At 72.8% G+C, this 12,889-nt stretch carries 12 protein-coding genes; 5 read left to right on the top strand and 7 right to left on the bottom strand.

All coding sequences use genetic code 11. The features are described 5' to 3' along the window. Window positions 1–17: 17 nt before the first annotated feature. From ACN28A_RS12340 to ACN28A_RS12320, 5 genes are all read right to left on the bottom strand, one after another. On the bottom strand, window positions 18–1,718 hold the full coding sequence (locus ACN28A_RS12340) for an ATPase, T2SS/T4P/T4SS family (RefSeq protein WP_421395148.1): 1,701 nt from the start codon (window positions 1,716–1,718) through the stop codon (window positions 18–20). Continuing rightward, complete coding sequence (locus ACN28A_RS12335) at window positions 1,708–2,511, bottom strand: ParA family protein (protein WP_421395147.1); 804 nt, start codon at window positions 2,509–2,511, stop codon at window positions 1,708–1,710. The genes ACN28A_RS12340 and ACN28A_RS12335 overlap by 11 nt, the downstream gene beginning before the upstream one ends. A gap of 2 nt (window positions 2,512–2,513) precedes the next feature. Then, window positions 2,514–3,173: an SAF domain-containing protein gene (locus ACN28A_RS12330; protein ID WP_421404324.1), complete on the bottom strand. Its 660-nt coding sequence runs from the start codon at window positions 3,171–3,173 to the stop codon at window positions 2,514–2,516. Between the two features lie 34 nt (window positions 3,174–3,207). After that, window positions 3,208–4,107, bottom strand: coding sequence for a hypothetical protein (locus ACN28A_RS12325; RefSeq protein ID WP_421395146.1), 900 nt, complete (start codon window positions 4,105–4,107; stop codon window positions 3,208–3,210). 125 nt (window positions 4,108–4,232) lie between these two features. Next, on the bottom strand, window positions 4,233–4,787 hold the full coding sequence (locus ACN28A_RS12320; RefSeq protein ID WP_421395145.1) for a hypothetical protein: 555 nt from the start codon (window positions 4,785–4,787) through the stop codon (window positions 4,233–4,235). A gap of 610 nt (window positions 4,788–5,397) precedes the next feature. Between ACN28A_RS12320 and ACN28A_RS12315 the strand changes: the two genes are divergently transcribed. Continuing rightward, window positions 5,398–6,096, top strand: coding sequence for a prepilin peptidase (locus ACN28A_RS12315; protein WP_421404322.1), 699 nt, complete (start codon window positions 5,398–5,400; stop codon window positions 6,094–6,096). Window positions 6,097–6,342: 246 nt separating this feature from the next. Beyond that, window positions 6,343–7,545 (top strand): hypothetical protein, encoded by a 1,203-nt coding sequence (locus tag ACN28A_RS12310; protein WP_421395144.1) that lies wholly within the window; start codon window positions 6,343–6,345, stop codon window positions 7,543–7,545. 99 nt (window positions 7,546–7,644) lie between these two features. Here ACN28A_RS12310 and ACN28A_RS12305 read toward each other — a convergent pair whose 3' ends face one another. Both ACN28A_RS12305 and ACN28A_RS12300 read right to left on the bottom strand, forming a co-directional pair. Next, window positions 7,645–8,223: a CGNR zinc finger domain-containing protein gene (locus ACN28A_RS12305; protein ID WP_421395143.1), complete on the bottom strand. Its 579-nt coding sequence runs from the start codon at window positions 8,221–8,223 to the stop codon at window positions 7,645–7,647. Window positions 8,224–8,280: 57 nt separating this feature from the next. Continuing rightward, a complete protein-coding gene (locus ACN28A_RS12300) occupies window positions 8,281–10,572 on the bottom strand; it encodes an ATP-dependent RecD-like DNA helicase (protein ID WP_421404320.1) in 2,292 nt (763 codons plus the stop codon). Window positions 10,573–10,758: 186 nt separating this feature from the next. Between ACN28A_RS12300 and ACN28A_RS12295 the strand changes: the two genes are divergently transcribed. The 3 genes from ACN28A_RS12295 (at window position 10,759) to ACN28A_RS12285 (ending at window position 12,601) form a co-directional block, all read left to right on the top strand. Continuing rightward, on the top strand, window positions 10,759–11,061 hold the full coding sequence (locus ACN28A_RS12295; protein WP_421395142.1) for a hypothetical protein: 303 nt from the start codon (window positions 10,759–10,761) through the stop codon (window positions 11,059–11,061). Window positions 11,062–11,123: 62 nt separating this feature from the next. Further along, the gene (locus ACN28A_RS12290) at window positions 11,124–12,002 is read left to right on the top strand and encodes an ABC transporter ATP-binding protein (protein ID WP_421395140.1); all 879 of its coding nucleotides are present in this window, start codon (window positions 11,124–11,126) and stop codon (window positions 12,000–12,002) included. After that, window positions 11,999–12,601, top strand: a complete 603-nt coding sequence (locus ACN28A_RS12285) for a hypothetical protein (protein ID WP_421395139.1) — start codon at window positions 11,999–12,001, stop codon at window positions 12,599–12,601. Before ACN28A_RS12290 ends, ACN28A_RS12285 begins: the two co-directional genes overlap by 4 nt. The last annotated feature ends 288 nt before the right edge of the window (window positions 12,602–12,889 follow it).

Here is a 12,889-nt window from a genome sequence, read left to right as displayed (position 1 = left end):
CCGCGCGCCCGCCCCGTTCACGCCAGCCGTCCCAGCCGACTGTGCCGGGGCCGCCGCCACGCACCCGTACCCGCCTCGATGTACCGGGTCAGCAGCCGCGCGTCGTACCCGACCCGGAGCAACTGGTCGCGGACCCGTTCCGGCAGGTGGCGGGGGACCGCCCGGCCGTCCGGCCCCGGCCCGAACACCGTCGTCGTGGTGATCCGGTTGCCGTCGCCGACCCCGACGACCTCCTCGACGTGCGAGACGAACCGGTGCTTCCGGCCGCCGATCGCGGTCTCGTCCTCGATGGTGACGTAGACGATCAGGTCCAGCGCGTTCCCGGCCATCCGCCGGGCCTGCTCGACGGTCATCTCCCGGCCGTGCGAGAGCGCCAGCTCGATGATCCGCTCGCTGACCCCGGCCGGGGTACGGGCGTGGATGGTGCACATCGAACCCCGGCTGGTGGTCATCGCCTGGAGCATCGGCACGATCTCCCGGGACCGGACCTCGCCGACGATGATCCGGAGTACGCCCATCCGCAGCGCCACCGGGATCAGGTCGGCGATCGTCACCTCGCCGGCCGGCCGCCCGTCCGGACCCCGGTCGCCGTGCCCCTCCCGGGACTCGAAGCTCATCACCGCCCGGTGCTTGCGACCACGGCGGGCCGGCAGCAGCTCCCGGCTCTCCTCCAGCAGCACGTACGGCTCGTCGGCCGGGATCTCGTCCATCATGGCCCGGATCACGGTGGTCTTGCCGGCGCCGGCCAGCCCGGCGACCATGATGTTCAGCCCGGCCCGCATCGCCGCGCGCAGGAAGTCCCGGATCAACACGTCCAGCATCTCGTCCAGGTCGGCCCGGCCACCGGCGATGTCGTCCAGGGTCACCTCGACGGTGTTGTGCTTGCGGATCACCGCGTACGGGCGGTGGCTGACCAGGAAGACCGCCGCCAGCCGACTGCCGTCCGGCAGTTGCAGGTCAAGGGTGGGCTTCGAGGTGGAGAGCGACCGTTCGGTGGCCCCGGCCCGGCGGGCCGCCGCCTGGAGGATCTCCACCATCTCCTCGTCGCTGTCGGCGATCGGTTCGGCCCAGTCGACGCCGCCGCCGCGCCGGGTGATCCGCACCGAGTCGCAGCCGAGGATGTGCACCTCCTCGATCGTGTCGTCGACAAGCAGCGTCTGTAGCCGGCCGAGCCCGACGAGTTCGGCGTTGACCTGGTCGAGCAGCATCCGCTCCTCGACCGCCGACATCGGGGTGCCGGCCCGGCGGGTGGAGTCGGCGTACTCGGCCACCACCGTTCCGGCGAGCCGGGCCCGCTGCACGTCCTCCTCGGCGGTGCTGAACTCCCGGCCGCGCTGCCATCTGGTCAGCCGCTCGCTCAGCTCGCGGCGCAGTTCCCGGACCACCGCGAAGTCGACCCGGGGCCGGGCCGGGGCGGGCGGGGTCACCGGCTGCGGCACCACCGCGTACACCGGCACGCCGCCGTGCTGCGGCACGCTTCCGTCCGGCAGCGCCGGGCCGTAGCGGCGGCCCGGGTCGCCGCCGGCCTGCCCGGCCGGGCCGTAGCGCCGGCCCGGATCGGCCGGTGCGGGAGTGCCGCCGGTACCGGGCGGCAGCGGTACCGGCCGGTGCCCGTTGTGCGGGACGACCTGCCAGATCGGCGCGGTGGAGGGTGCCGCCGTTTCGGCGTCGGGGTCGTCCCGGGGACGCGGGTCGGAGTAGACGGGCTCAAAGCGCACCGGGCACCCCCTCGATCGCGGCCGGCCAGCCGAGCCGGGCCCGGCGCCGGTCGAGTACCGCCCGGACCGGCACCTCCAGGGCGCTGGCCGCACGCATCAGCGGTCGGTTGGCGCGTACGGTGCCGCCGTGGCTGAGCACCTCGGCGGTACGCGGGTCGTCCGGCAACTGGCCGACCACCGGAAGCCGGAGCGCCTTGCCCACCTCGCTCCGGCCGTGCTCCCCGCCGATCAGCAGCAGCCGCAGCGTGTCGGCCGGCACCCGGTGCTCGGCGAAGTCCCGCTCGATCGCCCGGATGGTGGCCTGGGTGCTGGACAGGTGCGGCAGCCGGGCGGTGGTGACGACGAGCACCAGGTCGGCGGCCCGGAGCAGCGGCCACGGCGGCCCGACCACCTGGAGCCGTCCACAGTCGACAAGCACGTCGTACGCCGGGCGGCCCTTGGCCAGTTCGGCGAAGAAGTCGGCGAACCGCTGCCAGAGCGGTACGACACTGCCGGCCTGTGCCGGGTCGACCACGCCGGGCAGCAACAGCCGTTCCCGCCGGGGTGCGTCGAGGTCGACGAGCTGCGACCAGAACGCCTGCTCCAGGTTGCCGTCCCGCAGTTCGCCCACGGCCAGTTCGCCGATGCCCCGGGGGCCGGGCAGCGCCCCGCCGAGATAGCCGGCCAGCACCGACCCGCCGGACGGGTCGCACTCGGCCATCACCACCCGGTGGTGCCAGGTGAGGGTGCAGGCGAGGGCGGTCGTGGTGACTCCGGGCGATCCCTTGGCGGAGACGAGGGCGACGATGGCCACGGTCAGGCTGCCGCGTTCAGTACGACCGCGATCCGGTCGCCGGTGGCCAGCGCCACCACCGCCGGGACGTCCCGGGCGGCGAGCGCGAGGTAGAGCACGACGGAGTTGCTGGCCGGGGTGGCCATGTCGATGACAGTCGCCTGGAACCGGGTGGCCGGTGCGGCGGCGGTCCGGCCGTCGTCCCCGGCGGTGCTGAACAGCAGCACCTTGTCGCCGGGGCGGAGCCGTTTCGCCGGTACCTCGCTGGGGCGCAGCCCGATCGAGATCTGCTGCTGTCCGGGGCCGAGGAGTGGTTTGTCGGTCAGTTGCGCCATGCTGAGCAGGGTGCCGGGGACCAGGGTCACGGTGGCCCGCTTGCCGACCACCTCGGCGATCCGGTCGGCGGCCACCGGTTCGAGGCCCTGCCCGCCGGCCACCTGCACCGTCACCAGGTCCTCGGCGGTGAGCGCGGTGCCGACCGGTACGGCGCGGGCGACCGCCAGGTAGCTGCCGGTGGCGCGTACCGAGGTGATCGCGAACGCGGATCCGAGCCCGCCGAGCGCGATAAGCAGTACGGCGAGGCCGAGCAGCCCGGGACGCATCCGGCGCTGCCGGACGATCCGGGGTGGGGTGATCGGCGCGTCGATCGGCGCACCGGTGGTCGGACTGGTCGCCACGGTCACCTCGTCACCACCCGAAGCCACGACTGGAGTACCGTCACCTCGTCACCACCTGGAGTTCGTCGATCCGGATCGTGGTCGTGGCCTGCCGGCTGGTGGAGAGCGCGTCCTGGTCACCCTCGCCGGTGTTGCTGCCCCACGGCACCGTCCAGTGCTTGACGGCGGTGATCTCGTACCGCCCGCCCGGCCTGCCGCCGCTGGACCGGGGATAACCGGGGTACGCGCAGGCGGCGGCGGGCGGCTGGCGCGGGTCGTGGGTGCCGGCCTTGAACGGGACGCCGGCCGAGGTGCACTCGAGCGTCTCGCCGTTGCCCATCCGCCAGACGATCTTCGTCGGAATCGCCTCGATCCAGACCGCCACCTCGCCCTGTCGGTCCGTTCTCCGCTCGGTGTCCCAGCTCGACGCGTCGTGCAGCCACACCGGTACGCCGACCAGGCCGGGTGCGTCGCTCGGCGCGGTCCGGATCTCCGGTGGCTCCAGGTTCAGGCTGGCGAAGAGGTCCAGGGCCATCTGCTCGGGGTCCGGCGGCGCGAACCCGGCCGGCGGGTCGGTCAGGAAGACCGTCTCTGAGCTGGGGGCCCCGCTACAGGTCCGCAGGTAGGCGGTCTGTCCCGCCGGGACGTCCGGCGGCTGCGGCTCGGCCCGCTTGTAGTAGCAGTCGTCGGCGCTGTTGAACCAGCCGAGTATGTCGTCGTAGCAGGGCACCCGGGTGCCGTCGTCCTTCTCGCAGACCCGGTTGCCGCCGCCGGAGCCGCCGCCGTCACCGTCACCGTCACCGGAGCCCGAACCGCCGCCGTCGCCGGGCTCGTTCTGCCAGACGTCGCAGTTGGTCTGGCCGGGCGGGCACTCCGCGCCCGGGGCCGCCCCGACCGGCCCACCCGGCACCGCCAGCGCGACGGCCAGGACCAGCCCGGACACGGCACCGGCGGCGAGCACCCGCCGGACCGCCCCGGCTGCGGCACCCGCCGGGTGCGCAGGCAGACCCGCACCCGCGACATCGCCCGCCGGGCGCGTGCACCGGCCGATCCCCGTGACATCGCCCGCCAGGCGCGTCCACCGGGTCAGCACGGCTGGTCCTCGTGCGAGGCGCCGGCGCTGATCAGCCAGCGGCCGTCGGGATAACGGGTGGCGGTGGCGGTGGCCAGGTGCCGGCCGCTGGCCGAGCCCGGGACGACCTTCCGGTCCTTCTTGTAGACCAGCCGGTAGCCGGTGGCGTCGATGCAGTCCTGGATCGAGACGGTGGCCGGGTCGGCGACGAGGTCGACCGCGGTGACCGTCGGATTGGAGACCAGCTTTCCGGTACGCATCGCGCCGTGCTCCTTCGCGTCGCGAATGGTGAGCCTGACCCGGGTCAGTAGTGGATCGGCGAGGTATTTCCGCAGTCCCGGATCGAGTGGATCGCCGGTCCGCTCGGCTTTCCGGACGGCGTCCAGATAGCCGGCGTACGCGGCCAGTGCGGATTTCTCCGCCTCGGCGGCTCCGGCGTCGGCAGTGGCCGCCGCCGCACCCGAGGCGCCTGGCTGGGTGGCACCGCCGGGCCGGTTGCCGCATCCGCCGACGAGCAGTGTCGCCGCGAGCAGGGCGGCCCAGAGGTACGCCGGTTGCCGCCTTCGCAACGGTGCCTCCTCCAGCTCCGTCGCCGATCGCCCACCTCTGAGCGGAGTCGACCGGACTGTCCCCGCCGACGGATCGGCGGGGACGTGGGCAGGGCCGCTCCGCCCCGGAGGCCCTCCACCGGGCCCGGCGCCGCCGCATCCACATTCGGGTGAATCGATCTAGATTTGGTGTGGGTATTGTCGAGCGATCTTTCTGCTGCCTGCCAGCCGACGGTTGTGCGCCGTCCAGATGGCGAGCATAGGCTGACCGCCGACGATACAACAGGGGCTATTCGAGAGAATACGTACGGTTACGATCTCTGTTGTCGACCGGAATCTCGATCATAAGATGTCGATCGATGGAACTCAGGTGATCAATGCTGGGCCGGCGGAAAAGATCCGCTGTCCCTTCCGTTCAGATTGTGCCGGCCCGGTGGAGCGAAATGCCATGGATGACGATGATCTGACAGCTTCCGTACCGGGCCTGCGGGGTTGCCTCGCCGACCCGCCGGACGGAGGTGGCTCGGCCGCCGCACGCGCAGCAGAGCTGCCTCCGGTGGAGCGCGGACGATCCGAGAAGTGCGATCATGAAGTTACGCTGCGTGTGCGTTGGCCGGTTCGGACCCTGGCGATGCTGGCCGTCACCCCGCTGCTGCGCTGGCTCGTCGCCGCCGACTCGGTGCCGTACGGCCGGCCGCGCCGCTCCGCCTGCGACTCCTGCGGTATCCCGATCGGCCCGGCCGGGGCGCTGCGCCCGCTCACCCCGTCGGCCCGGTGCGCCGGCTGTGGCGGCAGGATCGGTGCCGCACCGCTGGCCGTGGAGGTCGTCCTGCTCCTCGCGGTGGCGGCGGTGGTGGTGGCCGCCCGGCCGCCGATCGAGACGATCGCGTTCGGTTGGTGGGCGGCGTGTGCCGTGCCGCTGCTCTTCGTCGACCTTGCCGTGCACCGGCTGCCGGACCGGCTCAGCTATGCCGCCGCGATCGGCACCCTCGGCCTGCTGGGCGTGGCGGCCCTGGCCAGCCGTGACCCGTCGGCCTGGTGGCGGGCGGTACTCGCCGGACTCGGTGCCGCCCTCCTCCTCGCCGGCACCACCCTGCTGCTCGGCCGCCGGGGGTTCGGGCTCGGCGACGCGAAGCTGGCGCTGAGCGCGGTGGCGGTGCTCGGCTGGCTCGGCTGGCCGGCGGTGGTGCTCGGGGTGCTGCTCACCTTCGGCGCCTCGGCGCTGTGCGGGCTGGTCCTGCTGGCGACCCGCCGGATCGGCTGGCGCGGTCACCTCCCGTTCGGCCCGTTCCTGGTCCTCGGCACCCTCGGCACCCTGGCCCTGAGCTGAGTCGGGGCTGACGGGCACGGCGTGCTGGCCAGCCGGCCGGACGGTGGAGGAGGTGGCCGGACTGCCGGCCGAGCTTTTCGGCTGATCGACGGACGGACCGCTCGGCACACCGCAGCAAAAGGACCCCAATCAGGCGCCGCTCCGGATGCACCCCGCTAGCGGCCGATCACCGGGATCGCGGGCCCGGTCGCCGGCCGGTACCGTACGCCGGGCATCCCGTACTCGATCATGTAACTCGGGGGAATCATGAAGCTGCGTACCCGGCACCTGCTGGTCCGGGCCGGCGCGGGCGGCCTGGCCCTGTTCACCACCGGTGCGCTGGTTGCCGTCGGTGGTGCCGCGCAGGCCGCCGCCGGTGCCGACCTGGCGCTGACCGTCTCGTCCGACACCGTCGCGATCGGCGAACCACTGGCCGCGCACCGGGCAACGGCCCTGAACAAGGGTCCGGGCGAAGCCGCGGGTTGGCAGTTCGAGTACGACCTGAGTGGGCTCGACGACAGCGTGGTGACGGTCGGCGACCGGCTGCATCTCGGCTGTGAACTGACCGGTGCGAAGATCCGGTGCTCCACCATGGGGCTGAACCAGGGGGAGAGCCTCACCCAGCCTACGCCGTTCACTCTGGAACGGGTGCCGGGCAAGCACGGCAAGGCCGGCTCGTACACGGTCACCGCCGTGTCGGAGAGCGACCCGGAGCAGAGCGACAACTCGGCGAAGGTCGCGGTCGAGGTGCCGGCGATCGGGGTGGACCTGTCGGTCTACGCCGAGGACGTCCGGCAGGTCACCGAGGACGGCGAGTTCACCGACGCACCGGTGCCGCCGGGTGGCCGTACGTTCACCTTCGGGGCGGTCGGCAACTTCGGCGACACCATCGCCAAGGGCATCAAAGTGCGGGTCACCCTGCCGCAGTACCTCACCTTCGACGAGGTCGAGCCGGGCTGCGGGTACTCCGCCGACAAGCGGACCGTCACCTGCGACTACGACCAGATCACGCTGGTACCGGCGATCCACGACACCGACGGGGACGACGACGTCATCTCGGCGGTCGGGATCGTCTTCCCGGTCAGGGTCGACGCCGACGCACCCGGCCCGGTCGTCGCCCGGGGCGGTGAGATGTTCAGCGCCGCGCTCGCCGTCTCCGACGAGGTGAGCCGCGCCTCGGTACAGCGCAGCCGGAGCGCCGCGCTGCCGGAGGGCGCCAAGGGTATGTCGGCGAAGGAACTCGACGACGCCGACCCGGCGGACAACACCGACACCTTCGTGGCGCACATCGCCGCGCCCACCGGTGACGGCGGCGGTGGCGGTGGCGGCCTGCCGGTGACCGGTGTCCAGGCCGGCCTGCTCGGCGGCGTCGGAGCCGGCGTGGTCGTACTCGGCGGAGCGCTGTTCCTGCTCTCCCGGCGCCGCCGGGTCGTGCTGGTGAACCCGGGCGACGAGAAGCCGAGCGCCTGACAGTTCTCGGCACCACCGGGCGGGGCGGCGAAGGCCGCTCCGCCCGGTGTCGTTCCGGAGGCTGCCCGGTGTCGTTCCGGAGGCCGCGTGGAACTGCCTTCAGGGGGCGAAGCCTGGGCGGCCGGCGGACCGCCCGGCCCGGTAGGCGCGCATCTTCGCCCGGCTGCCGCAGATGCTCATCGTGCACCAGCGACTCCGCCCGGCCGGGCTGTGGTCGTAGTAGACCCACTGGCAGCGGTGTGCAGCGCAGGCCTTGAGCCTGGGCCAGGTGCCGGCGGTCGCGGCGTTCAGGATCCCGGCGGCCACCTCGGCGATCAGCGCCGCCGACCCGCCGAGCCCGGCCACCGGCACCGCCCGGGTCGCACCGGTGCCGTCGATGGTGAGCAGCAGCGGGGAGGTGGCGAGGGCGTGCCGCAGCGCGGCGACGGACGGGGCCGGCACCTCGCTGCCGGCATGTCCCCGGCAGGCGTCCCGCAACGCCTCCCGGAACCGCCGGATCTCGGAGACGTCGGATTCGGTGAAGCTGAGCCCGGTCGCGCCGTTGGCGGCGGCGAAGGCGGTGAGTTCGGCGATCGTACGCAGCCGGTCGCGGCCCGCCCCCATGTCGACGGTGTTCAACAGGTTCTGCACCAGGGCCAGCGGCCCGGGTGCGGGGGCACGGTCACCGGGCTGCCTCATCACGCCACCGTACGCACCCGACGCCAGCGCGGGGTAGGCGTTGTCGATTCTTGACCGTCAATGTGTCGGATTGGTGGCGTGCGCCGGTGGCTGTCGCGGCGACTCCAGCCGGTGGGTGAGCGCGGTGTGCCGGCGACCCGTTCCGGCGGTACGGACCGCGATGGCAAGCGCCTTGCGCGATCCGGCCAGCACCACCAGTTTCCGGGCCCGGGTCACCGCCGTGTAGAGCAGGTTCCGCTGCAACATCGTGTACGAGCCCATCGTCACCGGCACCACCACCGCCGGATACTCGCTGCCCTGCGACCGGTGCACCGTGATGGCGTACGCGTGTTGCAGTTCGTCGAGTTCGTCGAAGTCGTACCCGATCTCCTCGGCCTCGTCGGTGCGGACGGTGAGGTTGCGCTCCTCCACCGACAGCCCGGTGACCACCCCGACGGTGCCGTTGAAGACCCCGGCGGCGCCCTTGTCGTAGTTGTTCCTGATCTGGATGACCTTGTCGCCGACCCGGAAGACCCGGGCACCGTGCCGGCGCTCCGGCTGCCCATCCCGGCCCGGCGAGATCGCCTGTTGCAGGGCGGTGTTCAGGTTGCCGGCGCCGGCCGGACCGCGGTGCATCGGGGTGAGCACCTGGATGTCCCGGGGCCGCAGGCCGAACCGGCGCGGCACCCGGCGGGCCACGATGTCCACCACCAGCTCGGCGGTCGCCTCCGGCTCGTCCACCGGGAAGAGGAAGAAGTCGGGATAGTCGCCGAGCAGCGGCGGCTGGCCGGCGTTGATCCGGTGCGCGTTCACCACCACCCCGGACTTCTGCGCCTGCCGGAAGATCTTCGTCAGCCGTACCCGGGGGACCGACCCGGCGCCGAGCACGTCCCGGAGCACCTCGCCGGCCCCGACCGACGGCAACTGGTCGACGTCGCCGACAAGCAGCAGGTGTGCGCCGGGAGCGACCGCCTTGACCAGCTTGTTCGCCAATATCAGATCCAACATGGACGCCTCGTCGACCACCACCAGGTCGGCGTCGATCGGGTTGTCCCGGTCGTGCGTCGGGTCGCCGCCGGGGCGCAGTTGCAGCAGCCGGTGCACGGTCGCGGCCGGGTGCCCGGTCAGCTCGGTCAGCCGCTTCGCGGCCCGCCCGGTCGGCGCGGCCAGCACGATCTTCGCGCCCTTGGCGGCGGCGAGCGCGATCACCGACGAGACGGTGAACGACTTGCCGCAGCCGGGTCCGCCGGTCAGCACCGCGACCTTCGAGGTCAGCGCGAGCCGGACCGCGGCCTCCTGCTCCGGGGCCAGTTCGGCACCCGTCCGGGTACGCAGCCAGCCCAGCGCCCTCGTCCAGTCCACGGTGGCGAAGGCCGGCATCCGGTCGGTGCGGTGGTGCAGCAGCCGCAGCAGGCTGGCCGCGAGCGCGGACTCGGCCCGGTGGAACGGCACCAGGTAGACGGCCGGGATGGTGCCGCCCTCGCTGCTCGGGTTCGGCACCGCCTCCCGGACCACACCCTCCTCGGCGGCCAGCTCGACCAGGCAGTCCCGGACCAGTTCGACAGGGACCCCGAGGATCTCGGCGGCGTCCGCCACCAGGTTCGGCTCCGGCAGGTAGCAGTGCCCGGCGTCGGCTGCCTCGGAGAGCGTGTACTGGATGCCGGCCCGGACCCGCTGCGGACTGTCGTGCGGGATGCCGACGGCCTGCGCGATCGTGTCGGCGGTCTTGAACCCGATCCCCCAGACGTCGGCGGCCAGCCGGTACGGCTCGTTGCGCACGATCGAGATCGAGCCGTCGCCGTACTTCTTGTAGATGCGTACGGCCAGCGAGGTGGAGACGCCGACGCCGGAGAGGAAGACCATCACCTCCTTGATGGACTGCTGCTCCACCCAGGCGGCGGCGATCAGCTTCGTCCGCTTCGGGCCGAGCCCGGGGACCTCGACCAGCCGCCCGACCTCCTCCTCGATGATCCGCAGCGTGTCGACGCCGAAGTGCGCCACGATCCGCTCGGCCATCTTCGGCCCGATGCCCTTGATCAGCCCGGAGCCGAGGTACCGCTCGATGCCCTGCACCGTCGCCGGCAGCACCGTCGTGTACGACTGCACCTCGAACTGCCGCCCGTACTTCGGGTGCGAGCCCCAGCGCCCGACCAGCCGTACGCTCTCGCCGGGTTGCACCCCGAGCAGCGACCCGACCACGGTGAGCAGGTCGGGCCCGGTCCGGTCGGTGGCGAACCGGGCGATCGTGTAGCCGGTCTCCTCGTTGGCGTAGGTGATCCGTTCCAGCACCGCCTCCAGCACCACGCCGCCGGGCCGGTCAGCCGCCCGGTCGGTGGGCCGGTCCGCGACCCGGTCGACGGGCCGGTCCACAACCCGGTCCACGGGTCGCTGCCCGGCGGTCGGCGCATGCTGTCCGGTCACGGGAGCATCATGGCGCACCGCTGTGTCACCCGGTGCCCAGCAGCCACCCTCGACCCGCTGGTCCCGCTGGTCCCGCCGGTCGCCAGCTCGGTCGATCAGTCCTCCCGCCCGCCCGGCCGGGCTTAGCGTGAGGCCATGGACGACGGGGAGCGGGCACTTGTCATCGACGGTGAGCTGCACGAGCTGCTGGTCATGCTCGCCACCGCCCGGAACGAGACGGTGGGCGAGACGGCCACCCGGCTGATCGAGGCGGAGTTCGACCGGATCAACCCGGGGATGCTCGACGACATCCGGCGCCCGGGTGCGGCGATCAAACGGCTGTACGCGGCGACCGGCCGCCCGGTCCCGCCGGTCTTCGCCGAGATGGTGGAGCCGGAGTTCGGTCGGGCCGCCGGAATCCGCGAACTCGACGAGACCGGCGAACTCCGGCGCGTCTGACCCGCACCCGCCGCACGGTACGGGGTCGGCTGGTCCGCCCTCGCTGGGTGACAATGGCCCGGATGATCGAGGCCATCGCACTGACGAAGCAGTACCGCCGGGTCCGGGCGGTGGACGAGGTGACCTTCTCGGCCGTGCCGGGCCGGGTCACCGGGTTCCTCGGGCTGAACGGGTCGGGCAAGACCACCACGCTGCGGATGCTGCTCGGGCTGACCCGGCCGACCGCCGGCCGGGCGCTGATCGACAGGCGGCGCTTCCGCGATCTCAAGCATCCGCTCCGCCGGGTCGGTGCCGTCCTCGAACAGGGGATCAGCCATCCCGGCCAGACCGGCCGGGCGCATCTGGTCAGCCAGGCGATCCTGGCCGGCGCCGGCCGGTCCCGGGTCGACGAACTCATCGAGTACGTCGGGCTCGGGCACGCCGCCGGGCAGCGTACCGGCGACTACTCGCTGGGGATGCGGCAGCGGCTGGCGGTGGCGACCGCGCTGCTGGGCAGCCCACCGGTGCTGATCCTGGACGAGCCGGCGAACGGCCTCGACCCGGAGGGCATGGCCTGGCTGCGTGAGCTGCTGCGCGAGCACGCCCGCTCCGGCGGAACGGTGCTGATCTCCAGCCACCTGCTCGCCGAGCTGGCCCAGCTCATCGACGACGTGGTGATCGTCGCCAACGGCCGGGTCCGCTGCGCCGCCCCGCTCGCCGAGCTGTACGGCGGCACCACCCGCCGGCTGCGGATCCGGGGACGTGACCCGGGGCGGCTGTGGCAGGCGTTCGAGCGGGCCGGCGGCCGGGTCAGCTCGGACGGGTACGCGCTGGAGGTGGTCGGCCTGTCCCCGGAGGACGCCGGTGAGATCGCCTTCCACGCCCGGGTACCGATCTACGAGCTGGCCAGCGACGCCCCGAACCTCGAACAGATCTTCCTCGACCTGGCGACCGCCGGATGATCGCCCTGGTCCGCAGTGAGCTGTACCGGATGGCCACGATCCGGTCGAGTTGGGTTTCGATCGCGGTCTTCGGCGTGCTGGGTGCCCTCTTCGGGGCGGTGAACGTCGACGCCTGGGCGCTGCTGGCCGGGATGGGCGCCTTCGGGTTCGGTGTACTCGGCGTGAGCCAGCACTTCCAGCACCGCACCGCAGTGCTCCTCTACCTGGCCCGGCCGAACCGGCTGACGACCCTGCTCGGCCAGCTGCTCGCCGGCATCGTCGTGGCGCTGGCGTTCGCCGCCGTCAGCGGGGTGACGGTGCTGGCCAAGGGCGACCTGACGCAGTACCGGAACACCCTGACCGTGGTGCCGCTGCTGGCGGTCTTCGGCGCGGCCAACGCGGCCGTGCTGCGCCGCCCCACCTGGCTCTTCCTCGGGTACGCCGGCTGGTTCGTCTTCGTCGAGGGGCTGCTCGGCCGGCTGACCGCCCCGCTGCCGTTCTCGTCCTTCCTGGGCGCGGCCGGCGGCGACCGCACCAGCCTGCTCGTCGCCGCCGCCTGGACCCTGCTCGCCCTGCTCGCCGCCGCCCTCGCCATCCACCGCGACGTAACCACCGACTGACCCCCGCCCACCCACAGCTCTCGCCCCCATCCACTCGCAGCTCTCGCTTCCGTCCACCTGTCTCGCCCCGCCTACTCGCAGCTCTCGCTTCCGCTCACCTGGACACCAGAGGCGTTACCCGTTGCTGTTGACGCCTCTGGTGTCCAGGTGAGCGGGGTGGGCCGGGTCAGCGAGGCGCTGTGAAGTGGGACCGGCGTCGCTGGGCGGACGGCCGGCCAACCAGATGAGCGACCCGCCGGCGGAGCGGGGGAGCCGGCGCGGAGACTGTCGAGCTGGGTGCACAGGCGG

This window comes from Plantactinospora sp. WMMB782 (assembly GCF_049179135.1).
Lineage (GTDB): Bacteria > Actinomycetota > Actinomycetes > Mycobacteriales > Micromonosporaceae > Plantactinospora.
The sequence above is the reverse complement of the archived record's forward strand: the minus strand, read 5'-3'. Positions and strand labels throughout refer to the sequence as shown.